This is a genomic window from Streptomyces sp. NPDC054770, from assembly GCF_053611985.1.
In genome coordinates, this window is the sequence record NZ_JBSHBL010000007.1 from 1 (window position 1) to 22,609 (window position 22,609).

The following is a 22,609-nucleotide window of genomic DNA, read 5'->3' on the forward strand; positions in this document are numbered from 1 at the left end:
GGCGGGCACCGCGCGGTGCCCGCCCTCCCGTACGCCGGTTCCGGACGAGGTTGCTCAGTCGCGTGAGTTGCGTGAGTTGCGTGAGTTGCCGAACACGATGCGGTAGGCGATCAGCAGGACCAGCGAGCCGCCGATCGCCGCCACCCAGGTCGCGCCGTCGTAGAAGTTCTTGGCGACCGGATGGTCCAGCCAGCGGGCCGATATCCAGCCGCCGAGGAACGCACCCACGATGCCGATGAGAGTCGTGCCGATGAAGCCGCCCGGGTCGCGTCCCGGCAGCAGGAACTTGGCGATGGCGCCGGCCAACAGTCCCAGGATGATCCAACTGACGATGCCCATAACCTGAACCTGCCCTTCCGCGCCGTTTTCGCACTGTCCCGGCCCTGTGATTTCGGTCCGGGCCGACTGTGCCGGACAGGTGGTGCCGGACACTCCGTCCGAGCCGTCCGCATCTGTCCGTCGCGCGTATGTTCGTGCCTTGTCGATGACGAGGACGCCTGGGCGATACCGCACGGTTGCGGTGATCAGTAGGGTGCGGCGCGTGATTTCCTCCCCTGCCGGTCTGCGGCGCACGCTGGGCGTCCGGGACGCCGTGGTCGTCGGACTCGGCTCGATGATCGGGGCCGGCGTGTTCTCCGCCCTGGGCCCTGCGGCCCGCGCGGCCGGGTCGGGGCTGCTGCCGGGGCTGGCCGTCGCCGCCGTGGTCGCCTACTGCAACGCCATGTCCTCGGCGCGCCTCGCCGCCCGGTACCCGCAGTCGGGCGGCACCTACGTGTACGGGCGGGAGCGGCTCGGCGCCTTCTGGGGGTATCTCGCGGGCTGGGCGTTCGTGGTCGGCAAGACGGCGTCCTGCGCCGCGATGGCGCTCACCGTGGGCGCGTACGTCTGGCCGGGGCAGGCGCACGCGGTGGCGGTCGCGGCCGTGGTGGTGCTGACCGCGGTGAACTACGGCGGCATCCAGAAGTCGGCCTGGCTGACCCGGGTGATCGTGGCCGTGGTGCTGGCGGTCCTCGCTTCCGTGGTGGTCGTGTGCCTGACGTCCGGGGTGGCGGACGCGGGGCGGCTGGACATCGGGCTGTCGTCGGGCGTGGGCGGGGTGCTTCAGGCGGCCGGCCTGCTGTTCTTCGCGTTCGCCGGGTACGCGCGGATCGCGACCCTCGGCGAGGAGGTACGGGATCCGGCGCGCACCATCCCGCGTGCGATCCCACTGGCCCTGGGGATCACGCTGGTGGTGTACGCGTGCGTGGCGGTGGCCACGCTCTCGGTACTGGGCACGGACGGGCTCGGGCGGGCGGCCGCGCCGCTGGCCGACGCGGTGCGGGCGGCCGGGGTGCCGGGGCTGGTGCCCGTGGTGCGGGTGGGGGCCGCGGTGGCCGCGCTCGGCTCGCTGCTGGCCCTGATCCTGGGGGTGTCGCGGACGACGCTGGCCATGGCCCGCGACGGTCATCTGCCTCCGGCGCTGGCCGCCGTGCACCCGCGTTTCCAGGTCCCGCACCGTGCGGAACTGGCCGTCGGCGCGGTGGTGGCCGTGGTGGCGGCGACCGTGGACGTCCGGGGTGCCATCGGTTTCTCCTCCTTCGGTGTGCTGGCGTACTACGCGGTGGCCAACGCCTCGGCGTGGACGCTGGATCAGGCACCGCGGGCGCGGCTGGTTCCGGTGGTGGGACTGCTCGGGTGCGTGATCCTCGCGTTCGCGCTGCCGATGACGTCGGTGGCCGCGGGGGCGGCCGTACTGGCGGTGGGTGCGGCGGCGTACGCCGTACGGCGGTGGGCGGCGGCCCGGTAGACACAGTGCCGCGACTGCCACCGCTACCGCTGCCTGCGGCGCAGGACGGTGGCGGCTGCGCTCGGGAGGCCCCCCTCTCTCAGGATGCCTGCTCTTGGTGGGCCATGCGGGTCCGGAAGTCGGCCCAGGGCGCCAGATCCGTGCCCTCGTCGGTCTCCTCGTACCAGCCCGTGCCCTCCAGCCAGGTGCACAGCCAGTCGGAGAGGCTGGGCGCGTCCACGAACCAGGCACCGTCCGTGTCGTCGGCGTTCGGCTCGTAGAGCAGGACCGTGGCCTGCGGGGTCCGGCAGTCCACGCACGCGTACATGCCGCAGCCCCAGTGAGATATCGGCAGGACACCCTCGGGCCACGGCCAGTCCGGGTTCTTGCGGCCGTACTCACGGTTGGTGAGGTACTGGGCGACGGCGGCCGGCTCACCCGAGGGTGCCGCGTCGAGCAGGGGAAGCAACCCGTACGACGGGCCGAAGCCTCCGTCGCCCACCCGCTCGTAGAGCGCGGCGAGGAGGGGTGGCAGGGCGAAGCCCAGGGTCTGACCGGCGCGGTCGAGTGTGGCGGCGTCGACGGGCGCGGGAAGCGAAGGCCAGCCCCACGGGCGGGAGTTGCGGGCCTGTGCGGTCACCCGTGTCAGCAACTGCTCGATCTCGGTCATGGCTTCATGATGCAGGCCGCCACTGACAATCGGGCCGGCCTGTGGACAACCTCCCGGCGACGCTCTGACCTGTGGACAACTCGTGGGCCGGAAGCGTCGGATGAGGTCGGACGAGGAGCGGTCAGCGGGCCGCGAACGGCCACCGGTGACGATGCGGGCGAGGGCCGGCACCAGCCCGCGAGAACCTGCCACAGGCCGTTGCCGACGCAGGAGGGGGCACCCTCGTCGCGCCGCTCCACGTTGCCGATACAGAACGGCGCTATGCCGATCGGGATCGTCTCGAGACGTTCCCAATCACGCTACAAGGCCGCTGCGCTTCCGCCTGGACGCCTGACCGGCTGATACTTGTGGCAGCAGGCATGCCGACGGAGTGACCTGGAGAGGGTACCGACCATGAAGGTGTTCAACCTGCTGCTCAACATCCTGTGGCTCGTCTTCTGCGGCTTCTGGATGGCGCTCGGCTACCTGATCGCGGCGCTGATCTGCTTCGTCTTGATCATCACCATCCCGTTCGGCATCGCGTCCCTGCGTATCGCCGGCTACGTCCTGTGGCCGTTCGGACGGACCACGGTGGAACGGCCGGACGCCGGCGCCGGGTCCTTCATCGGAAACGTGATCTGGGTGATCTTCGCGGGGTGGTGGCTGGCTCTGGCCCACCTGATCACGAGCATCCCGCTGTTCCTGTCGATCATCGGGATCCCGTTCGGGTGGGCCAACCTGAAGCTCATCCCGATCTCCCTCATGCCTTTGGGCCGCGAAGTGGTAGCAACGGACCAGGGTTTTGGCGGCCGCTGAGTCGCCACCGAGATGGGATTCAGGGGTTCTAGCGCCGCATCAGGCAACGCTCGCCTCTTGGGGCGTCGACTGATGGCTGGCCAGACGCACGCACCGGTCGCAGGAAGGGACCTGGGACGGCCGGGTCCCAAGTAGGGTGCTCGGATGTTCAATCGGCTTGAGGTCGGTGCGTTGCCACCGGGTCCCCGTTGGGCTGCCCAGTTGCGGTTGCGGATCAACGGCGAGGAAGTGGTGGCGGAGGCGGTTGGAGAGGGAGGCCACGGCCCGTTCGCGGAGCAGTCGCTGCCCGCCGACGGTCACGGTGCCCTCTGGGCGACCGGTCGGGGGCGACGGGTAGTGCTCGGCGAGCCTGAGTGCACGGGCGGATGTTGTGGCTACCTGTCCGTGTTCGTGCAGCGGCACGGCGGTGTTGTGGAGTGGTCCGACTGGCAGGTGCCCATGAACACGGTGCGGCCCCCGGCGTTCTGTTTTGACGCCGATCAGTACGACACGGTACTGACCCGAGCGCTGAGAGACCCGCGGTGGCAAGTCTCCAGGAGTGATTGACGCACCGCCGGTCCCGTCCCGGGTGGCGCGTGACCGTCAGGCCAGGAGCCGCTCAGGACGACCCGAATGATGTTCAGGGCGGTCTTCACTGCGGACGACCGGCCATCTTCTCCAGTCTGGCGATTCGTTCCGCCATGGGCGGGTGCGTCGAGAACATCTTGGACAGTCCCTGGCCCGGACGGAAGGGGTTCGCGATCATCATGTGGCTCGCGGTCTCGATCCGGGGCTCGGGGGGCAGCGGGAGCTGCTTGGTGCCGGCGTCCAGCTTGCGCAGGGCGCTGGCGAGGGCGAGCGGGTCACCGGTGAGCTGGGCGCCGGAGGCGTCCGCCTCGTACTCCCGGGAGCGGCTGATGGCGAGCTGGATGAGAGAGGCGGCGAGCGGGCCCAGGATCATGATCAGCAGCAGGCCGAGGAAGCCGGGGCCGTCGTCGTCGTCCGAACGGCCGACCGGGATCAGCCAGGCGAAGTTGACCAGGAACATGATCACCGAGGCGAGGGCGCCGGCGACCGACGAGATGAGGATGTCGCGGTTGTAGACGTGGCTGAGTTCGTGGCCGATGACGCCCCGTAGTTCGCGCTCGTCGAGGATGCGCAGGATGCCCTCCGTGCAGCACACGGCGGCGTTGCGCGGATTGCGGCCCGTGGCGAAGGCGTTCGGTGCCTCCGTCGGCGAGATGTACAGGCGGGGCATGGGCTGGCGGGCCTGGGTGGAGAGATCGCGGACCATCCGGTACAGGGCCGGGGCCTCGAACTCGCTGACCGGGCGCGCGCGCATCGCGCGTAGCGCCAGTTTGTCGCTGTTCCAGTACGCGTACGCGTTCGTGCCGAGGGCGACGAGGACCGCGACGATCAGACCCGTTCGGCCGAAGAAGCTGCCGATGACGATGATGAGTGCCGACAGTCCCCCGAGGAGAACTGCGGTCCTGAGCCCGTTGTGCCGGCGGTGCACGGTACGCCCTCCAAGTCGTGCGGCAGGGGAACCCTTTGCCTGCGGTGCTGCCTTCCGATCTGCGATGCCACCGGTGTCGTGGTGTCACATCCAGTGGACCCTTTCGCACTGGTCAACGCCAGGCGACGGCCACTAGTTCCCTTGTGTCCGCTGTGCGCCGCGTGAGCCGTCCGGGTGAGAGCCGCACCGGGCGGTGGTTTCGCACGTGTGACGGTCCGCACGCGCGCGTGCAGGGGTGTCCTCCACGCGCGCGTGCAGGGCGTCAGAACAGGCCGGAGGTGGCGAAGCGGAGCACCAGCTGCGGCGCCCCGGAGAGGACGACGCCGAGGCTGCCGGTGAGGGCGAGCGCGGCCGTGAGGGGGGCCGGGAGGCGGTGCCTGGCGGGCTCGCCCTCGGGGGCGCGGAACAGCAGGGCCGTCCACTGGAGGTAGTAGTAGAGGGCGATCACGACGTTGACGGCCATGACGACGGCGAGCCAGCCGAGGCCGGCGTCGACGGCCGCCGAGAAGACGGTGACCTTGGCGAACAGGCCGATGATGCCGGGCGGGAGTCCGGCGAGGCACAGCAGGAAGAACGCGAGGAGCAGCGCGGTGAGCGGGTTCCTGGCGTACAGGCCGCGGTAGTCGGCGATCCTGTTGAGCCGCGCGGTACGGGCGACGGCGGCGGCCACCGCGAAGGCCCCGAGGTTCACTGCCGCGTACATGAGGGCGTAGGCGACGGTGGAGCCGACGGCCTTCTGGGCGTCCTTGGTGTATCCGGCGGCGGCGATCGGCACCAGCAGGTAGCCGGCCTGGCCGACCGACGACCAGGCGAGCAGCCGTACCGCGCTGTACGCGCGCGTGGCCTGCTGGCGCAGGGCGGCCACGTTGCCGACGGTCATGGTGAGTGCGGCCAGGGCGGCGAGCGCGGGTCCCCAGACGTCGGCGTACGACGGGAAGGCGACGACGGTGACCAGGATCAGGCCCGAGAAGCCGACGGCCTTGCCGACGACCGACAGATAGGCGGCGATCGGGAGCGGAGCGCCGATGTAGGTGTCGGGTACCCAGAAGTGGAAGGGGACGGCGGCCGTCTTGAACGCGAAACCCACCAGGGTGAGGACGACACCCGTCTGGGCGAGCGTGTGCAGTTGTCCGTCGACGTGCTGGATCCGGTCGGCGACCTGGGTGAGGTAGAGGCTGCCGGTGGTGGCGTACACGAAGCTGACGCCCATGAGGCTGACGGCGGTCGCGGTCACCGAGGACAGGAAGAACTTCAGGGCCGCTTCAGAGGACCTCTTGTCGCCGTGCCGGATGCCGACGAGGGCGAAGGCGGGCAGGGAGGCGACCTCCAGGGCGACGATCAGGGTGGCGAGGTCGCGGGAGGCGGGCAGCAGGGCGGCGCCGGCCGCCGAGGAGAGCAGCAGGAACCAGAACTCGCCCTGGGGGTAACGGCGGTTGCCGTCCTTGAGGGTGGTGACGGACAGCAGGGCCGTGAGCAGGGCACCGCCGAGGACGAGGAACTGCACGACCAGCGTGAACCGGTCGGCTGTGTAGCTGCACGCGCGCGTGGTGCCGGTCAGGCAGAAGGTGCTGCGGTCGTGGCCGAGGAGCGGGAGCAGCAGGAGGGCGGCCGCGGCGAGTCCGGCGACCGAGATCCAGCCGAGGAGCGGCTTCCTGGCTTCGGGTACGAACAGGTCGGCGACCAGGACGACCAGGCCGACGACCGCGGTGAGGGTGGGCGGGGCGATGGCGAGCCAGTCGACGGACTGGACGAGGTTCGCCGCCAGTGGCTGGGCCAGGGCGCTCATCGGGTGCCTCCTGCGAGGAGCTGCTGCACGGCCGGGTCGGTCAGGCCGAGCAGGGCCTTCGGCCACAGCCCGGCGACGACGGTGAGGGCGACGAGCGGAGTCCAGGCCGCGAACTCGTAGGTGCGGACGTCGGCGAGTTCCGGCATGCCCTGCGGTACGGCGCCCATGCAGACGCGGCGGACCACGGCCAGCATGTACGCGGCCGTCAGCAGGGTGCCGAACGCGGCGATCGCCATGAAGGTCAGGAAGGCCGGGCGGCTGAGGCCGGCGGCGGGCTTGAACGCGCCGAACAGGGCCAGCATCTCGCCCCAGAACCCGGCGAGGCCGGGCAGCCCGAGCGAGGCGACGGCGGCGAACGCGAGCAGTCCGCCGAGGCGCGGTGCCTTGCCGTACAGCGCGGCGCCCGTCTCCTCGGCCAGCGCGTCCAGGTCGGTCGTGCCGGTGCGGTCCTTCAGACCGCCGACCAGGAAGAACAGCAGGCCGGTGATGAGGCCGTGGGCGATGTTGGCGAACAGGGCGCCGTTGACGCCGGTCGGGGTCATGGTGGCGATGCCGAGCAGGACGAAGCCCATGTGGCCGACGGAGGAGTAGGCGATCAGCCGCTTGAGGTCGCCCTTCGCGCCCCGCTTGGCCAGGTTCAGGCAGGCCAGGGACCCGTAGATGATCCCGACGACGGCGAAGGCGGCGAGGTACGGCGCGAAGGTGCGGAAGCCGTCCGGCGCAACCGGCAGCAGGATCCGGACGAACCCGTACGTGCCCATCTTGAGCATGACACCGGCCAGCAGGACCGAGCCGACGGTCGGCGCGGCGGTGTGGGCGTCCGGCAGCCAGCTGTGCAGGGGCCACATCGGGGTCTTGACCGCGAGCCCGATCCCGATCGCCAGAACGGCGATGACCTGCACGGACGAGGTCAGCGACCGGCCGTTGTCAGTGGCGAGTGCCACCATGTCGAAGGTGCCCGCCTTGATTCCGATCAGGAGCAGGCCGAGCAGCATGACGACGGACCCAAGCAGGGTGAAGAGGATGAACTTCCAGGCGGCCCGGGTCCGCCCCGCGCCGCCCCAGCGGGCGATGAGGAAGTACATCGGGATGAGCACCGTCTCGAACGCGAGGAAGAACAGCAGCAGGTCGAGGACGGCGAAGCTGGCGAGGGTGCCGGACTCCAGGACGAGGATCAGGGCGACGAAGGCCTTCGGGGACGGGCCCGCGGGCGGGTTGAAGTACGAGTAGAGCGCGCAGAGGAAGGTCAGCAGCGCGGTCAGGACGACGAGGGGGAGGGAGATGCCGTCGATGCCGAGGTGGATGCGCACGTCGAGTGCGGGGATCCAGCTGATGTCGGTCGTGGCCTGCATCCTCGACGGATGGTCCTGGTCGAAGCCCAGCGCCAGGACGATCGCGGCGACCAGGATCGCGCCGGTCACGGTCACGCCGTGGCGGAGCACGGCCTGCTCGGGCGACTTCCCCTTCAGCCCGGGCGGGGCGGGCAGCAGGGCGGCGACGGCGCCGAGGAGCGGGCCGCCGACGATCAATGCCAGAAGGAACTGCATCACGGATTCGCTGATATCGATCACGCCTGCTCACGCTCCCGTGGCGACGAGGAGGACGGCGACCGCCAGGACGACGGTGCCGGCGAGCAGCGCGCTCACATAGGTCTGGACGTTGCCGGTCTGGGCCCGCCGTGCGGCGGCGCCGAGCAGGCGGGGCAGAGCGCCCGCCCCGCGTACGTAGGTGTCGACGACCTCGCGGTCGAGGAACTGGACGAGGCTCGCGGCGGCCAGCACCGGGCGGACGAACAGCACGTCGTAGACGGCGTCCAGGTGGAAGCCCTCGGCCGCGTGCCGGTGCAGCGGGCCGAGCAGCAGCCGGCCGGGGTCCGCCGGGTCGGGTGCGTAGGCCACGTCGCCGAAGGCGGGCTCGTGGGCGGCGATGGCCTCGGCCTCGACCAGTCCGGCGTCCCCCTCCGGGTGGGCGGCGACGGCACCCAGCGGGGCGCGCGCGGCCAGAGTTCTGGTGCGCTGCCAGGCGCCGTAGGTGACGAGTCCGCCGACGAGCGCGAGGCCAGTGCCGAGGACCGACGTGGTGAGGGTCGGGGTGAGGGCGCGGCCGTCGAACCAGCCGGGCAGCGAGCGGTAGGCGAACCCGCCGAAGGCGAGGGACGGGACGGCCAGGACCCACAGCACCGCGGTCATGGACAGCGGCTGCCGCCCGTGGTCCGCGGCCTCGGCTCCCCGGCCCCGGAAGGTCAGCAGCCACAGCCGGGTCGCGTAGGCGGCGGTGAGCAGGGCGGTGGCCAGGCCCGCGACCAGGACGGTCCAGCCGGCGCTGCCGGGGGCGTGCTCGGTGTGGCCGGTGGCGACGTGTTCGGCTGCGCCGAGGACGGACTCCTTGGAGAAGAAGCCGCTGAAGGGAGGGATCGCGGCGAGCGCGAGCAGGGCCACGGTCATCGTCCAGTAGGCGTCCGGGACGCGGTCGCGCAGGCCGGAGGTGCGGGACATGACGGCCAGCGAGTTGGTGCCGGCGGCGTGGATGATCACGCCGGCCGCGAGGAACAGCAGTGCCTTGAAGGCGCCGTGGGACAGGAGGTGGAAGACGGCGGCACCGCGGTCACCGACGGCGAGGGCACCGGTCATGTAGCCGAGCTGGCCGATCGTCGAGTAGGCGAGGACGCGCTTGATGTCGTCCTGGGCGAGCGCGGCGAGGGCCGAGCCGACCATCGTGACGGCGGCCATGACGGCGAGGACGACCATCACGGCCGCGCTGGCCTCGAAGACCGGGAGGAGACGGGCGACGAAGTAGACACCGGCGGCGACCATCGTCGCGGCGTGGATCAGCGCGGAGACGGGGGTCGGGCCGGCCATGGCGTCGGGGAGCCAGGTGTGCAGCGGGAACTGTGCGGACTTGCCGGCCACGCCGCACAGGAGCAGCAGGCCGACCAGGGTGGGATGGTGCAGCCCGCCGTTCGCGACGGTGCCGAGGACCGTGGTGATGCGGAACGACCCGGCGTCGGTGGCCAGCGCGAACAGGCCGATCAGGAACGGTACGTCGCCGAGCTTGGTGACCAGGAAGGCCTTGACGGAGGCGGCGCGGGCCTCGGGGGTCTCCCAGTAGTGGCCGACCAGGAAGTAGGAGCAGATGCCCATGACTTCCCAGCCGACCAGCAGCACGATCAGGTCGCCGGAGTAGACGACCAGCAGCATCGCGGAGGTGAACAGGGAGACGAGGGCGGCGTACGAGGGGTAGCGCGGGTCGTTGCGCAGGTAGCCGGTGGAGTAGATCTGCACGCAGGTCGCGACGAAGGCGACCAGGACGGCGACGAGGGCGGCGAAGCCGTCGATGTGCAGGGCGAGTTCGATGGGGACCGAGCCGGTCGGGGTGAGCTCGGTGTGGGCGTCCACGGCCTGGCCGCCGCCCTGGTCGGCGGCGACCGTGCAGGCGAGGGCCAGTGCGGCGAGCGTCGGCAGGACCGCGAGCGGGCGCACGAATCCGGGGGCGGTGCGCCCCAGGAGCAGACCGGCGGCGGCGCCGAGGAAGGGCAGGAGCGGGACGAGGACGGCGAGGGTGGTCGTGGTCACGCGGTGGCCTCAGCCTTCTCGTCGGCCGCCTCGTCGGTGGGCGTGCCGTCCTCGTGGCCCTCGGCGGTGTCGCGGAGCCGGTCGATGTCGGAGGTGCCGCGGTTGCGGTAGACGGCGAGGACGATCGCCAGGCCGATGCCGATCTCGGCGGCGGCGATGGCGATGGTGAACAGGGTCAGAGCCTGGCCGGAGTGCAGGGTGTCCCGGGCGGTCTTGCTCAGCCAGACGTCGAAGGCGACGAGGTTGAGGTTGACGGCGTTGAGCATCAGCTCGACCGACATCAGGACCAGGATCGCGTTGCGGCGGGCGAGGACGCCGTACAGGCCGGTGCAGAAGAGGAGAGCGGAGAGCACGGCGGGATAGGCGAGGTGCATCAGCGGGCGCCTTCCTGCTCGGGCTTCTGCTCGGGTTCCGGCTCGGGGTTTTGCTCGATCGGGTGAATCCCGGAATCCGTGACCGAGGGGGAACTCTGCGTGACGGGCCGGCCGTTCACAGGGGGCGGGGCCGATTCCGCCTTCGCCTTCCGGGACAGGACGATCGCTCCGACCAGGGCCGCGAGGAGGAGGACGGAGAGGGCCTCGAAGGGCAGGACCCAGTTCTGGAAGAGGCTCGCGCCGGTGACCTTCGTCGAGCCGGCTGCGGCGCCGTCCAGGTCGATCCAGGTGGTGCGGAAGGCGTCCACGACCACCCAGACCAGGGCGGCCGCGGCGGCCGCGGCGACGGCCAGCGCGACCCAGCGGTTCCCGGAGTCGGCGTCCGGGGAGCGGCCGATCGGGGCCTTGGTGAGCATCAGACCGAAGAGGAGGAGGACGACGACGGAACCCACATAGATGAGGACCTGCACCCAGGCGATGAACTCGGCGGTGAGCAGCAGGTATTCGACAGCGATTCCGCCGAGGGCGACCACCAGCCACAGGGCGGCGTGCACCAGCTGGCGGGTGGTGACCGTGACGAGGGCGGCGCCGAAGGTGACCAGGCCGACGAGGAGGAAGGCGATCTCCACGCCGGTCGGGGACAGGAAGCCGTGCGGCGCCTGGGCGAGCGGGCTCACGACTCCTCCTCCCCCGGCTCAGCCGGTTCGGCGACCGGCGTGACCGGCGCGGCCTGGGCGGCCGCGAGCTTCTCGGCGGTCTTGCGGGCGGCGGCGATCTCCTTCGGTTCCTCCGCGCCGGGGTCGAGTGCGGGCGGGGCAGGGACCGTCCACATCCACTCGCGGAGCTTGTCGCGCTCATGGGTGAGTTCGTGGATGTCGGTCTCGGCGTACTCGAACTCGGGGGACCAGAACAACGCGTCGAAAGGACAGACCTCGATGCAGATACCGCAGTACATGCACAGGGAGAAGTCGATGGCGAAGCGGTCCAGGACGTTGCGGCTGCGTTCGCGGCCGCCCGGGGTCGCCGCCGGGACGGTCTCCTTGTGGGAGTCGATGTAGATGCACCAGTCGGGGCACTCACGGGCGCAGAGCATGCAGACCGTGCAGTTCTCCTCGAACAGCCCGATCACACCCCGGGTGCGGGGCGGGAGGTCGGGAAGGGCGTCCGGGTACTGCTCGGTGACCGACTTCCGGGTCATCGTGCGCAGGGTGACGGCCAGGCCCTTGGCGAGGCCACTTCCGGGAATGGGAGCCACGGTTAGGAGATCACCACCTTGACGATGCCGGTGAGGGCGATCTGGGCGAGAGAGAGGGGGACGAGGAGGGTCCAGGAGAACTTCTGCAACTGGTCCTCGCGCAGCCGGGGGTAGGTCACGCGGAGCCAGATCACGACGAAGGCGAGGAGCGCCGTCTTCAGGAGGGTCCACAGCCAGCCGAGGCCGTCGGCTCCCCACGGGCCGTGCCAGCCGCCCAGGAACAGGACGGTGGTCAGGCCGCACAGGACGACGATCCCGGCGTACTCGGCGAGCAGGAACAGGGCGAAACGCAGGCCCGTGTACTCGGTGTAGGCGCCGAAGATGATCTCCGAGTCGGCGACTGGCATGTCGAACGGGGGCCGCTGGAGTTCCGCGAGGCCGGCGATGAAGAAGACCAGGCCGCCGGTGATCTGCCAGGGCAGCCACCACCAGTGGAAGGAGCCGACGATGCCCGGCAGGGAGACGGTGCCGGCCGCCATCGCCACGGAGGCGGCGGCGAGCAGCATCGGGAGTTCGTAGGCGAGGAGCTGGGCGGCGGTGCGCAGGCCGCCGAGGAGGGAGAACTTGTTGGCGCTGGCCCAGCCGGCCATGAGCGAGCCGAGGACGCCGACGCCCATCACGGCGAGCACGAAGAACACACCCGCGTCCAGGACCTGGCCGACCGCGCCCTCGCCGGGGCCGATCGGGATGGCGAGCAGCACGAGCAGATACGGGAGGAGAGCGACCGCGGGGGCCAGCTGGAAGACACGGCGGTCCGCGCCCGCCGGGACCACGTCCTCCTTCTGCGCGAACTTCACGCCGTCGGCGATCAGCTGGGCCCAGCCGTGGAAACCACCGGCGTACATCGGACCGAGGCGGCCCTGCATGTGGGCCATCACCTTGTGCTCGGTCTGACCGACGATCAGGGGGAAGGTGAGGAAGACGACGAACACGACGAGGAGTCGCAGGGCGACGTCCAGAGCGTCGTTCACTGCGGGCCTCCTGCGGGGTCGTCGTGGGGGGCGGGGCGTTCGGGGGCGGAATCCGCGGGTGCCTGGGGTGCCTCGGGCTCGGCGGGTTCCGGCTCGGGCTCCTCGGTGTTGGTCCTGGTCGCGGCTGTCTCCGTCGGGTCGGCCGATGTCCCGCGCGGCTTCCCGCCCTCCGGTTCCTCGAAGGCCGGACGAGCGTGGTGCCACGGCGCGTCCGAGCTGCGGGTGGTTGCGGGGCGGTCCGGGGTGGCCGGTGCCGCCGGCGTCTCCGTCTCCTGCGCACGCTGTGAAGCGGAGCCGCCCGAAGCAGTACGTGACCGGCGCGGCCCTCGAGAAGCAGCCGACGGCTCCGCGGCAGGAGCGGTCGCCTGCGCACCGGTGTCTTCCGCGGCGCTCTCCACGGCGGACACTTCCTCCGCAGCGGAGGCCGCCCGCTGCGTGGCGGATCCCTCGCCGGCACTACGTGCCCGGCGCGGAGCCGCCGAAGGCCCCGCCGCGCCCACCGAGCCCGTCTCCGTCGGCTCGGCCGTCCCGGCCGTCGCGGTGGCCTGGCTCGCCGAGCCCTCCGCGGCCGTGCGTGAGCGGCGTACCGGGCGGTCGCCGGCTGCGCGGGCCGGGCGTTCGCCGGGAGTGCGGCCGGCCGTGGCTCGGGCGGGGCGGGCCGGTGCGGGCGGGAGTTGGCCCTTGAGGGGGCCCCACTCGTTGGGGTCGGGGACGCCTGGGGGGAGCATCTGGCGGCGCTTGGGGCCGCCGTGGTCGGACTCGCCCGGTTCCTTGGCGCCGGGCCAGGCCTTGGCTACGCGGGCGGCGAGGACGAAGTCCTTGCGCAGGGGGTGGCCTTCGAAGGTCTCCGGGAGGAGGAGGTGGTCCAGGCCGGGGTGGCCAGTGAAGCGGACACCGAACATCTCGTGGGTCTCGCGTTCGTGCCAGCGGGCGCCCGCATAGACACCGACGGCGGAGGGGAGTTCGGGGGCGGTGTGCGGGACGGCCGTACGAAGGAGCAGGCGGCGGACCGGGGCGAGGGCGACGACGTGGGCACACACGCGAAAGCCGGTGCCGGGTTCGTCGACCGCGCTCAGCCAGTCGAAATAGGTGCAGGAGAGGACCGTACGGGCGGTCTCCAGGGCGGCGAGCCAGGAGGAGGGAGGGACGTCGACCGTCAGGACGTCGTAGGACTCGTCTGCTGTGGCGTCCGGGCCGAAGAGCTCCTCGACGGGGGCCGGCAGCCAGCCGGTCGGGGCCGTCATCGCGCGTCCCCTTCGCTCTCGTCCGCCGGGCGGGCCGGCGGCCGGACCAGGCCGCTCTGGAGGGCCGCGGCGGACGGGCGGGGGGTGGTGCCGTAGCGCTCGCCCAGGGACTCCGCCGCGATCTTCTCCTGGAGTTTGAGAATGCCCTGGAGGAGCGCCTCGGGGCGCGGCGGGCAGCCGGGGACGTAGACGTCGACGGGGATGATCTGGTCGACGCCCTTGGTGACGGAGTAGGAGTCCCAGTAGGGGCCGCCGCAGTTCGAGCAGGCGCCGAAGGAGATGACGTACTTCGGTTCGGGCATCTGCTCGTACAGGCGCTTGACCGCCGGGGCCATCTTGTCCGTGACCGTGCCCGAGACCACCATCAGGTCGGCCTGGCGGGGGCCCGGCGCGAAGGGGATCACGCCGAGGCGGATGAAGTCGTGGCGGGCCATCGACGCGGCGATGAACTCGATCGCGCAGCAGGCGAGACCGAAGTTGAAGACCCAGAGCGAGTAGCGGCGGCCCCAGTTGAGGACGACCTTCATCGGTTCGGGGGCGAGGCGGGCGAGCGCGCCCAGCCTCTTCGGCTCCGGCAGTGACACGGGCTCCGGCGTCACGTCCATGTCAGGACGCCCTTCTTGTATGCGTACAGCAGGCCGACGGCGAGGAAGCCGAGGAAGATGAACATCTCCACGAGCGTGGTCGCGCCGTAGCCGGGGGCGGCGAAGACCGTCGCCCAGGGGAACAGGAAGATCGAGTCGACGGCGAAGATGACGTAGAGGAAGGCGTAGACGTAGTAGCGGACCTGGGTGTGGGCCCAGCCCTCGCCGACGGGATCGACGCCGCACTCGTAGGTGAGGAGTTTCTCGGGGGTGGGGACCACCGGGCGCAGCAGCCGGCCGGCGCCGAAGGCGACGGCGACGAAGACCACGCCGACCAGCGTCAGCAGTCCCACGACCGAGTAGGACGCGAAGTAGTCCGCGGCGAGGACCGCGGTCGGTTCACCGCCCACCGTCTCCGGCATCGCCCGTCCCTCACTCCCTCGACAGACCACAGGCCCGACCGGCCCGGTGCCGTGACCTCAGTCAACTCTTGATTCGACGATCTGTACGCACGGGAGTCTAGGCCCTGATAAAGACACGGTAAGCGGGCCGTCACGCGGTGGGACAGGGTGGGACACGGGACCGGGGTCGCCTGGTGGGGTTTTCCCCAGGGCGGCCCGGGCGGTGAACTCCATGGCATCGCGCCGCGGCACACGGCACGCTGGCGCATATGACCGCACCAGCACCCCGATCCCGCAGCTTCGCCGACGGCGGAGAAGACCGCGAGCGGCTGCCGCCCGTGCGCTTCGCCTTCGACGGTCACACCTGGAAGGAGATCGCGCACCTCCTGCTGAACCTGCCGACGTCGCTGTTCGGCTTCGTCTATGTCGTCACGACGGGGTTGGTGAGCGGTGTACTGACGCTGACCGTGATCGGCATACCCCTGCTCGCCGCGACCCTGCTGGGCGCCCGGCAGCTGGGGAAGCTGGAACGGGCACGCGCGCGTGCGCTGCTCGGGGTGCGGGTGGAGGAGCCGACCCCGCTGCCGTGGGCCGGGCGCGGTGCGGGCACCCAGCGGCTGTGGATGACGTTGAAGGACCCGGTGGCCTGGCGGACGCTGCTGTACGACTTCATCCGGCTGCCGTGGGGCATCCTCACCTTCTGCACGACGCTGACCTCGCTGTTCGTGCTGTGGCCGGTGCTGCCGTTCATCGCGCGCGGGCTGACGAACGTGGACCGGGCGATGGTGCGCGGGCTGCTGTCGCCCTCCGACGAGCTGGAGCGCCGTATCGCCGAACTGGAGTCGGACCGGGGGGTGGTCGTCGACACGGCCGCCGCCGACCTGCGGCGCATCGAGCGGGATCTGCACGACGGGGCGCAGGCCCGGCTGGTCAATCTGGCGATGGGGCTCGGCCTGGCGAAGGAGAAACTGCTGGAGGATCCCGACGGGGCCGCCGCGATGGTCGAGGAGGCGCACGGCGAGGTGAAGCTGGCGCTCCAGGAGCTCAGGGATCTCGCCCGGGGCATCCATCCGGCGGTGCTGACCGACCGGGGGCTGGACGCGGCGCTGTCGTCGGTCGCCACGCGCTGCACGGTGCCGGTGCAGGTGACCGCCGACCTGCCGTCCAGACCGGCGGCCGCGATCGAGGGCATCGCCTACTTCACCGTCTCCGAGCTGCTGCAGAACATCAGCAAGCACAGCGGGGCGCGTTCCGCGTCGGTGGATGTGTGGCGGGCCGACGACCGGCTGCTGATCCAGGTGCAGGACGACGGGCACGGCGGGGCGAGCCTGGACGGCGGCTCCGGGATGCGCGGGCTCGCGGAGCGGCTCGGTGCGGTCGACGGCCTGTTCGTCGTGGATTCACCGGCCGGCGGTCCCACGACGGTCACCGCGGAGCTGCCCTGGCGCGACCGGGCCTAGCGAAGCGCGAGGGGGGAGGGTGGGGAAAACCCCCCGTTCAAGATGCCGACGGGCTCCATGGCCGGTGGACCTGCGGCACAGCAGGGTGGAGGCACGGCACGACAGGCCGATGAGGCAGGGCTGGACAGGACGGGACGGGACGGCGCCGATGGCCACGGAATACGGACACGGGTACGGGTACGGCTACGGGCAGGACGACGGGTACGGCTACGAGCCGTACGGGGGGCGTCGGCGTCGGGGGCCGGCCGTGCTGCGGGCGCCGTTCGAGGCGCGCAGCTGGCGCGAGTTCGGCTATGTCCTGCTGGGTCTTCCGGTCGGCGTCACGCTGTTCGTGTGGACCGTGACGATGCTGGCCCTCGGCGTCGGTCTGCTGGTGACCTTCATCGGGATCCCGCTGCTGGCGGTGGCCCTCGCCGGCTGCCGTGGCTTCGGGGCGCTGGAACGGGCACGCGCGCGTGGGCTGCTGAAGCTGGACGTGGCCGACCCGGAGCCGCTGCGGATGCGCAAGCCGGGGTTCTTCGCCTGGGTCGGCGCGGTACTGAAGAGCGGCACGTCCTGGCGTCATCTGCTGTACGCGGTCATCCAGTTCCCCTGGTCGATGTTCTCCTTCGTCGTCGCCCTCAACTTCTGGGCGTACGGCTGGGCCCTGTTGACGTATCCACTGTGGTTCTGGGTGTTCCCGGTGTGGGCCGGGCAGGGCGGGCTCCAGCTGTACGGAGACGCGCACCACAGCGTCTACCTCGACAACCCGTTCGAGATCACCGTGACCGCGCTGGTGGGGCTGCTGTTCACGCTGGCCACGCCGTGGATCGTCAGGGCGCTGACGCTGGTGGACCGGGTGATGGTGCACGGGCTGCTGGGGCCGTCGAAACTGGCGTCGCGGGTGGTGGAGCTGGAGTCCGACCGGGGGGTCGTCGTGGACACGGCCGCCGCCGATCTGCGGCGCATCGAGCGGGATCTGCACGACGGGGCGCAGGCCCGGCTGGTGGCTCTGGCCATGGATCTGGGGCTGGCGAAGGAGAAGCTGCGGGAGGATCCGCAGGTCGCTGCGCGGATGGTGGACGAGGCGCACGGCGAGGTGAAGACCGCGTTGCAGGAGTTGCGGGACCTGGCCCGGGGGATCCATCCGGCGGTGCTGACCGACCGGGGGCTGGACGCGGCGCTGTCCGCGGTGGCCTCGCGGTGCACGGTGCCGGTACGGGTGGAGGTCGACCTGGCGGAGCGGCCGGCGGCGGCGATCGAGGGGATCGCGTACTTCACGGTGTCGGAGTTGCTCCAGAACATCAGCAAGCATGCGCGGGCGAGTGGGGCGGCGGTGGATGTGTGGCGGAGCGAGGACCGGTTGATGCTGCAGGTCGCGGACGACGGGGTCGGGGGCGCGGACACGGCGGCGGGGTCGGGGCTGGCGGGGCTGGCCGAGCGGCTGGACGCGGTGGACGGGATTCTGGTGGTGGACTCGCCGGTGGGTGGGCCCACGCGGGTGACGGCGGAGCTGCCCTGGCGTGGCTGAGGGCGGGTTCTCTCGCCCCCGCCGCCCCTGCCCGTCCCGTCACTCCAGGGGGTGGGCCCCCTTCGACCCTCCGGTTCGACCGCCCGTTTCGGGGGCTGCCGCCCCCGGACCCCGATTCGGCCTGAACGGCCTCGTCCTCAAACACCGGACGGGCTGGGTCGTGGAGGGAGGCACGGCCCAGCGGCCTGATTTGGTTCGACTCCTCTCGTTACCCGCACGCGCTCCGATCCGAATGCTGGAATGCTGGTCTTTCGGACAGGGCAGGCATGTACGCCGTACGGGGTGTGGGGGGCCGGGAGATCGTGGAGGACAGGGTGCGGGTGGTCATCGCCGAGGATTCCGTGCTGCTCAGGGAGGGGCTGACCCGGCTGTTGACCGATCGGGGGCATGACGTCGTCGCGGGCGTCGGGGACGCGGAGGCGCTGGTCAAGACCATCGCCGAGCTGGACGCGCAGGACGCGCTGCCGGACGTCGTCGTCGCGGATGTGCGGATGCCGCCGACGCACACCGACGAGGGTGTGCGGGCGGCCGTACGGCTGCGGAAGGCGCATCCGGGGCTCGGGGTGCTGGTGCTATCGCAGTACGTGGAGGAGCGCTACGCCACCGAACTGCTGGCCGGTTCCAGCCGGGGTGTGGGCTATCTGCTGAAGGACCGGGTCGCCGAGGTACGGGAGTTCGTGGACGCCGTGGTGCGGGTCGCCGGGGGCGGTACGGCGTTGGACCCGGAGGTCGTCGCGCAGCTGCTCGGGCGGAGTCGTAAGCAGGACGTGCTCGCCGGCCTCACGCCGCGGGAGCGGGAGGTGCTGGGGCTGATGGCCGAGGGGCGGACGAACTCGGCGATCGCTCGGCAGCTGGTCGTGAGCGACGGAGCCGTCGAGAAGCACGTCAGCAACATCTTCCTCAAGCTCGGGCTCTCCCAGAGCGACGGTGACCACCGGCGCGTTCTGGCCGTTCTGACGTATCTGAACTCCTGACGGGCCGACGGCACCGTGTCGGCACCAGAAGGCGGCCAGGGGGAGGGAAAATCGTGACAAGTCAGGGCGACAGGTCGTCTCAGGACTCCGTCCAGCATGCGAGCTGGCACGGGAAGGCGACCCTAACCGACGTAGGGTTGATTACGGGATGGTCCGTGGGACGACCGCTCCCGGGCAGCCGCCTCGAAGGAGGTCCAGTTCAGTGACCAGCCAGGTCAGCAGGACAACGGAACAGGCCGACGGAACCGTCGTGGGAGAACAGCGCAAGCCGGGCGGCGTGAAGGCCGTCCGGCGCCTGGATCGGGTGATCATCCGGTTCGCGGGGGACTCGGGTGACGGTATGCAGCTCACCGGCGACCGGTTCACGTCGGAGACGGCGTCTTTCGGCAACGATCTGTCGACCCTTCCGAATTTCCCGGCCGAGATCCGGGCCCCCGCAGGCACCCTGCCGGGGGTTTCGTCGTTCCAGTTGCACTTCGCCGACCACGACATCCTCACCCCGGGCGACGCGCCGAACGTGCTGGTGGCCATGAACCCGGCCGCGCTGAAGGCGAACATCGGGGATCTGCCGCGCGGCGCGGAGATCATCGTGAACACGGACGAGTTCACCAAACGGGCGATGCAGAAGGTCGGCTACGACACCTCGCCCCTGGAGGACGGGTCACTCGACGGCTACAGCCTCCACCCGGTGCCGCTGACCACGCTGACCGTGGAGGCACTGAAGGAATTCGACCTGAGCCGCAAGGAGGCCGAGCGCAGCAAGAACATGTTCGCGCTCGGCCTCTTGTCATGGATGTACCACCGGCCGACCGACGGCACGGAGAGGTTCCTCCAGCAGAAGTTCGCGCGGAAGCCCGAGGTCATGAAGGCCAATCTGGCGGCCTTCCGCGCGGGCTGGAACTTCGGCGAGACCACCGAGGACTTCGCCGTCTCGTACGAGATCGCGCCGGCGACGACGGCGTTCCCGGTCGGCACGTACCGGAACATCTCCGGGAACCTGGCCCTGGCGTACGGCCTGGTCACCGCGGGGCGCCAGGCGGATCTGCCGCTGTTCCTCGGGTCGTACCCGATCACCCCGGCCTCCGACATCCTGCACGAGCTGTCCAAGCACAAGAACTTCGGTGTGCGGACCTTCCAGGCCGAGGACGAGATCGCCGGCATCGGTGCGGCGCTGGGGGCGGCGTTCGGCGGTTCGCTGGCGGTGACGACGACGTCCGGTCCGGGTGTCGCCCTGAAGGCGGAGACGGTCGGGCTCGCGGTCTCGCTGGAGCTGCCGCTGCTGGTCGTCGACATCCAGCGGGGCGGGCCGTCCACCGGGCTGCCGACCAAGACGGAGCAGGCCGACCTGCTCCAGGCGATGTACGGCCGCAACGGCGAGGCGCCGGTCCCGGTCGTCGCCCCGCGGACGCCGGCCGACTGTTTCGACGCGGCGCTGGAGGCGGCCCGGATCGCGCTGACCTACCGGACGCCCGTCATGCTGCTCTCCGACGGCTACCTGGCCAACGGCAGCGAGCCCTGGCGGATCCCGGAGCTGGAGGAGCTGCCCGACCTGCGGGTGCAGTTCGCGAGCGGCCCCAACCACACCCTCGACGACGGCACCGAGGTCTTCTGGCCGTACAAGCGCGATCCGCAGACCCTCGCCCGGCCGTGGGCGGTCCCCGGCACGCCCGGCCTGGAGCACCGCATCGGCGGCATCGAGAAGCAGGACGGCACCGGGAACATCTCCTACGACCCCGCCAACCACGACTTCATGGTCCGCACCCGGCAGGCCAAGATCGACGGCATCGACGTCCCCGACATCGAGGTGGACGACCCGGACGGGGCGCGCACCCTGGTGCTGGGCTGGGGGTCGACGTACGGGCCGATCACGGCGGCGGTACGGCGGCTGCGCGCGGCCGGCGAACCGATCGCACAGGCGCATCTGCGGCACCTCAACCCGTTCCCGAGGAATCTCGGCACCGTGTTGAGAGGTTACGACAAGGTGGTGATCCCCGAGATGAACCTCGGTCAGCTCGCCACCCTCATCCGGGCGAAGTATCTGGTGGACGCGCATTCGTACAACCAGGTCAACGGCATGCCGTTCAAGGCCGAGCAGCTCGCCACGGCGCTCAAGGAGGCCATCCATGACTGACGCCATGACCGACGCCACCGACGGACTGCTGCAGCTCGTCCCCAAGGCCGAGGCCAAGCAGTCCATGAAGGACTTCAAGTCCGACCAGGAGGTGCGCTGGTGCCCGGGCTGCGGTGACTACGCGATCCTGGCGGCCGTGCAGGGGTTCATGCCGGAGCTGGGGCTGGCGAAGGAGAACATCGTCTTCGTCTCGGGCATCGGCTGCTCGTCCCGTTTTCCGTATTACATGAACACCTATGGCATGCACTCCATCCACGGCCGGGCCCCGGCGATCGCCACCGGCCTGGCGACCAGCAGGCGGGACCTGTCGGTGTGGGTGGTGACCGGTGACGGTGACGCGCTGTCCATCGGCGGCAACCACCTCATCCACGCCCTGCGGCGCAACGTCAACCTGAAGATCCTCCTCTTCAACAACCGCATCTACGGGTTGACGAAGGGGCAGTACTCACCGACTTCCGAGGTCGGCAAAGTCACCAAGTCGACACCGATGGGTTCGCTGGACGCCCCGTTCAACCCGGTGTCGCTGGCGATCGGCGCGGAGGCGTCCTTCGTCGCCCGCACGATCGACTCCGACCGCAAGCACCTGACCGAGGTGCTGCGCGCTGCCGCCGCCCACCCGGGCACGGCACTGATCGAGATCTACCAGAACTGCAACATCTTCAACGACGGCGCCTTCGACGCCCTCAAGGACAAGCAGTCCTCGGAGGAGGCGGTGATCCGCCTGGAGCACGGGCAGCCCATCCGCTTCGGCGCGGACGGCGCGCGCGGTGTCGTACGGGACCGGCTCACCGGCGACCTGTCGGTGGTCGACGTGACCGCGGAGAACGAGTCCGAGGTTCTCGTCCACGACGCCCACTCGCCCTCCCCCACCACGGCCTTCGCGCTGTCCCGGCTGGCCGACCCCGACACCCTGCACCACACGCCCGTCGGCGTCTTCCGCTCGGTGGAACGGCCCGTCTACGACGTGCAGATGTCCGAGCAACTGGACACCGCGGTCGAACAGCACGGCAAGGGCGACCTGGCGGCGCTGCTGGCCGGCGGGGACACCTGGACGGTCGTGGGCTGACCCAGGGAAGCCGCGAGTCAGGAAAGGTGGGGCCCGGACAGCGTGTCCGGGCCCCACCCGTGTTCCCGGGAGGCCCTCGGGGTCTCAGGCGCGCTTCGCGTCGTCGTACGCCGTCCTGGCCCGCTCCACGTCCGCCATCCGCCGCTCGGTCCACAGCGCCAGGTCCCGCACCTGGTGGGCGGCCTCGCGGCCGATGTCGGTGAGGGAGTAGTCGACGCGGGGCGGGATGACGGGCTTGGCGTCCCGGTGGACCAGGCCGTCGCGTTCCAGGGTCTGGAGGGTCTGGGTGAGCATCTTCTCGCTGACCCGGCCGATCGCGCGGCGCAGTTCGCTGAAGCGGTGGGGGCGGTCGAGGAGCTCGATCAGGACCAGGACGCCCCAGCGGCTGGTGACGTGCTCCAGGACCAGGCGGTACGGGCACATCTCCGCGCCGACGACGTATTTTCCGGCCTTCGGCGGATCGGCTTCTGAGGCACTTACGGTCATGCCAGTACCTTACTTCAAAGTGGGTACTTTCCTTTGGTTAGCGCACCTCCTAGGGTTAGTGACATCGGAA

General features: G+C 70.8%; 22 protein-coding genes and 1 pseudogene. 8 read left to right on the plus strand and 15 right to left on the minus strand.

Translation table 11 applies throughout. The features are described 5' to 3' along the window. Positions 1-54: 54 nt before the first annotated feature. On the minus strand, positions 55-339 hold the full coding sequence (locus tag ACWGKQ_RS08970) for a GlsB/YeaQ/YmgE family stress response membrane protein (RefSeq protein WP_453291208.1): 285 nt from the start codon (positions 337-339) through the stop codon (positions 55-57). A gap of 181 nt (positions 340-520) precedes the next feature. Here ACWGKQ_RS08970 and ACWGKQ_RS08975 point away from each other — a divergent pair, with 181 nt between their 5' ends. Next, entirely contained in the window at positions 521-1,786 is a 1,266-nt protein-coding gene (locus ACWGKQ_RS08975; RefSeq protein WP_453291209.1) for an APC family permease, read from the plus strand. Between the two features lie 79 nt (positions 1,787-1,865). On the opposite strand, the gene ACWGKQ_RS08980 is transcribed toward ACWGKQ_RS08975, so the two are convergent. Together ACWGKQ_RS08980 and ACWGKQ_RS08985 are read right to left on the minus strand one after the other, a co-directional pair. Then, the gene (locus ACWGKQ_RS08980) at positions 1,866-2,435 is read right to left on the minus strand and encodes an SMI1/KNR4 family protein (protein ID WP_453291210.1); all 570 of its coding nucleotides are present in this window, start codon (positions 2,433-2,435) and stop codon (positions 1,866-1,868) included. A 141-nt stretch (positions 2,436-2,576) separates the two neighbouring features. After that, a pseudogene (locus ACWGKQ_RS08985) lies at positions 2,577-2,710 on the minus strand (YccF domain-containing protein); the annotation flags it as partial. Positions 2,711-2,828: 118 nt separating this feature from the next. Here ACWGKQ_RS08985 and ACWGKQ_RS08990 point away from each other — a divergent pair. Further along, complete coding sequence (locus ACWGKQ_RS08990; RefSeq protein WP_453291211.1) at positions 2,829-3,230, plus strand: YccF domain-containing protein; 402 nt, start codon at positions 2,829-2,831, stop codon at positions 3,228-3,230. Positions 3,231-3,374: 144 nt separating this feature from the next. After that, positions 3,375-3,776: a hypothetical protein gene (locus ACWGKQ_RS08995; protein WP_453291212.1), complete on the plus strand. Its 402-nt coding sequence runs from the start codon at positions 3,375-3,377 to the stop codon at positions 3,774-3,776. Positions 3,777-3,861: 85 nt separating this feature from the next. Here the strand turns inward: ACWGKQ_RS08995 and htpX are convergent, their stop codons facing one another. From htpX to ACWGKQ_RS09050, 11 genes are all read right to left on the minus strand, one after another. After that, positions 3,862-4,725, minus strand: coding sequence for a zinc metalloprotease HtpX (gene htpX / locus ACWGKQ_RS09000; RefSeq protein ID WP_089099496.1), 864 nt, complete (start codon positions 4,723-4,725; stop codon positions 3,862-3,864). Positions 4,726-4,987: 262 nt separating this feature from the next. Then, entirely contained in the window at positions 4,988-6,511 is a 1,524-nt protein-coding gene (locus ACWGKQ_RS09005) for an NADH-quinone oxidoreductase subunit N (protein ID WP_453291213.1), read from the minus strand. Next, positions 6,508-8,082 (minus strand): NADH-quinone oxidoreductase subunit M, encoded by a 1,575-nt coding sequence (locus ACWGKQ_RS09010; protein ID WP_453291214.1) that lies wholly within the window; start codon positions 8,080-8,082, stop codon positions 6,508-6,510. Before ACWGKQ_RS09010 ends, ACWGKQ_RS09005 begins: the two co-directional genes overlap by 4 nt. Before the next feature lie 6 nt (positions 8,083-8,088). Then, positions 8,089-10,083, minus strand: a complete 1,995-nt coding sequence (locus tag ACWGKQ_RS09015; protein ID WP_453291215.1) for an NADH-quinone oxidoreductase subunit 5 family protein — start codon at positions 10,081-10,083, stop codon at positions 8,089-8,091. After that, positions 10,080-10,457 carry an NADH-quinone oxidoreductase subunit NuoK gene (gene nuoK, locus ACWGKQ_RS09020; protein WP_453291216.1) on the minus strand — a complete coding sequence of 126 codons (378 nt, stop codon included), beginning with the start codon at positions 10,455-10,457 and terminating at the stop codon, positions 10,080-10,082. Before nuoK ends, ACWGKQ_RS09015 begins: the two co-directional genes overlap by 4 nt. Continuing rightward, complete coding sequence (locus ACWGKQ_RS09025; RefSeq protein WP_453291217.1) at positions 10,457-11,134, minus strand: NADH-quinone oxidoreductase subunit J family protein; 678 nt, start codon at positions 11,132-11,134, stop codon at positions 10,457-10,459. Before ACWGKQ_RS09025 ends, nuoK begins: the two co-directional genes overlap by 1 nt. Then, entirely contained in the window at positions 11,131-11,712 is a 582-nt protein-coding gene (locus tag ACWGKQ_RS09030; RefSeq protein WP_453291218.1) for a NuoI/complex I 23 kDa subunit family protein, read from the minus strand. Before ACWGKQ_RS09030 ends, ACWGKQ_RS09025 begins: the two co-directional genes overlap by 4 nt. A gap of 2 nt (positions 11,713-11,714) precedes the next feature. Continuing rightward, complete coding sequence (locus ACWGKQ_RS09035; protein WP_453291219.1) at positions 11,715-12,683, minus strand: complex I subunit 1/NuoH family protein; 969 nt, start codon at positions 12,681-12,683, stop codon at positions 11,715-11,717. Further along, positions 12,680-13,927, minus strand: coding sequence for an NADH-quinone oxidoreductase subunit C (locus ACWGKQ_RS09040; protein ID WP_453291220.1), 1,248 nt, complete (start codon positions 13,925-13,927; stop codon positions 12,680-12,682). The genes ACWGKQ_RS09035 and ACWGKQ_RS09040 overlap by 4 nt, the downstream gene beginning before the upstream one ends. Then, positions 13,924-14,532 (minus strand): NADH-quinone oxidoreductase subunit B, encoded by a 609-nt coding sequence (locus ACWGKQ_RS09045; RefSeq protein WP_453291221.1) that lies wholly within the window; start codon positions 14,530-14,532, stop codon positions 13,924-13,926. The genes ACWGKQ_RS09040 and ACWGKQ_RS09045 overlap by 4 nt, the downstream gene beginning before the upstream one ends. Continuing rightward, positions 14,523-14,933, minus strand: coding sequence for an NADH-quinone oxidoreductase subunit A (locus ACWGKQ_RS09050; RefSeq protein WP_453291222.1), 411 nt, complete (start codon positions 14,931-14,933; stop codon positions 14,523-14,525). The genes ACWGKQ_RS09045 and ACWGKQ_RS09050 overlap by 10 nt, the downstream gene beginning before the upstream one ends. Positions 14,934-15,181: 248 nt before the next feature. Between ACWGKQ_RS09050 and ACWGKQ_RS09055 the strand changes: the two genes are divergently transcribed. The 5 genes from ACWGKQ_RS09055 (at position 15,182) to ACWGKQ_RS09075 (ending at position 22,053) form a co-directional block, all read left to right on the plus strand. After that, positions 15,182-16,372: a sensor histidine kinase gene (locus ACWGKQ_RS09055; protein WP_453291223.1), complete on the plus strand. Its 1,191-nt coding sequence runs from the start codon at positions 15,182-15,184 to the stop codon at positions 16,370-16,372. Between the two features lie 148 nt (positions 16,373-16,520). Further along, complete coding sequence (locus tag ACWGKQ_RS09060) at positions 16,521-17,882, plus strand: sensor histidine kinase (protein ID WP_453291224.1); 1,362 nt, start codon at positions 16,521-16,523, stop codon at positions 17,880-17,882. A 266-nt stretch (positions 17,883-18,148) separates the two neighbouring features. Further along, positions 18,149-18,856, plus strand: a complete 708-nt coding sequence (locus tag ACWGKQ_RS09065) for a LuxR C-terminal-related transcriptional regulator (protein WP_453291225.1) — start codon at positions 18,149-18,151, stop codon at positions 18,854-18,856. Between the two features lie 202 nt (positions 18,857-19,058). Beyond that, on the plus strand, positions 19,059-20,987 hold the full coding sequence (locus ACWGKQ_RS09070) for a 2-oxoacid:acceptor oxidoreductase subunit alpha (protein WP_453291226.1): 1,929 nt from the start codon (positions 19,059-19,061) through the stop codon (positions 20,985-20,987). A 4-nt stretch (positions 20,988-20,991) separates the two neighbouring features. After that, entirely contained in the window at positions 20,992-22,053 is a 1,062-nt protein-coding gene (locus ACWGKQ_RS09075) for a 2-oxoacid:ferredoxin oxidoreductase subunit beta (RefSeq protein ID WP_453291388.1), read from the plus strand. Between the two features lie 84 nt (positions 22,054-22,137). Here ACWGKQ_RS09075 and ACWGKQ_RS09080 read toward each other — a convergent pair whose 3' ends face one another. Continuing rightward, positions 22,138-22,539, minus strand: a complete 402-nt coding sequence (locus tag ACWGKQ_RS09080) for a winged helix-turn-helix transcriptional regulator (protein WP_453291227.1) — start codon at positions 22,537-22,539, stop codon at positions 22,138-22,140. Positions 22,540-22,609 lie beyond the last annotated feature (70 nt).

Coding starts and splice junctions, on each gene's coding strand:
- ACWGKQ_RS09040 (WP_453291220.1), bottom strand. CDS start 13,927: ATGACGGCCCCGACCGGCTGGCTGCCGGCCCCCGTCGAGGAGCTCTTC.
- ACWGKQ_RS09075 (WP_453291388.1), top strand. CDS start 20,992: ATGACCGACGCCACCGACGGACTGCTGCAGCTCGTCCCCAAGGCCGAG.
- nuoK (WP_453291216.1), bottom strand. CDS start 10,457: ATGCACCTCGCCTATCCCGCCGTGCTCTCCGCTCTCCTCTTCTGCACC.
- ACWGKQ_RS09045 (WP_453291221.1), bottom strand. CDS start 14,532: ATGGACGTGACGCCGGAGCCCGTGTCACTGCCGGAGCCGAAGAGGCTG.
- ACWGKQ_RS08980 (WP_453291210.1), bottom strand. CDS start 2,435: ATGACCGAGATCGAGCAGTTGCTGACACGGGTGACCGCACAGGCCCGC.
- ACWGKQ_RS08990 (WP_453291211.1), top strand. CDS start 2,829: ATGAAGGTGTTCAACCTGCTGCTCAACATCCTGTGGCTCGTCTTCTGC.
- ACWGKQ_RS09005 (WP_453291213.1), bottom strand. CDS start 6,511: ATGAGCGCCCTGGCCCAGCCACTGGCGGCGAACCTCGTCCAGTCCGTC.
- ACWGKQ_RS09055 (WP_453291223.1), top strand. CDS start 15,182: ATGACCGCACCAGCACCCCGATCCCGCAGCTTCGCCGACGGCGGAGAA.
- ACWGKQ_RS09080 (WP_453291227.1), bottom strand. CDS start 22,539: ATGACCGTAAGTGCCTCAGAAGCCGATCCGCCGAAGGCCGGAAAATAC.
- ACWGKQ_RS08970 (WP_453291208.1), bottom strand. CDS start 339: ATGGGCATCGTCAGTTGGATCATCCTGGGACTGTTGGCCGGCGCCATC.
- ACWGKQ_RS08995 (WP_453291212.1), top strand. CDS start 3,375: ATGTTCAATCGGCTTGAGGTCGGTGCGTTGCCACCGGGTCCCCGTTGG.
- ACWGKQ_RS09060 (WP_453291224.1), top strand. CDS start 16,521: ATGGCCACGGAATACGGACACGGGTACGGGTACGGCTACGGGCAGGAC.
- ACWGKQ_RS09065 (WP_453291225.1), top strand. CDS start 18,149: ATGTACGCCGTACGGGGTGTGGGGGGCCGGGAGATCGTGGAGGACAGG.
- ACWGKQ_RS09050 (WP_453291222.1), bottom strand. CDS start 14,933: ATGCCGGAGACGGTGGGCGGTGAACCGACCGCGGTCCTCGCCGCGGAC.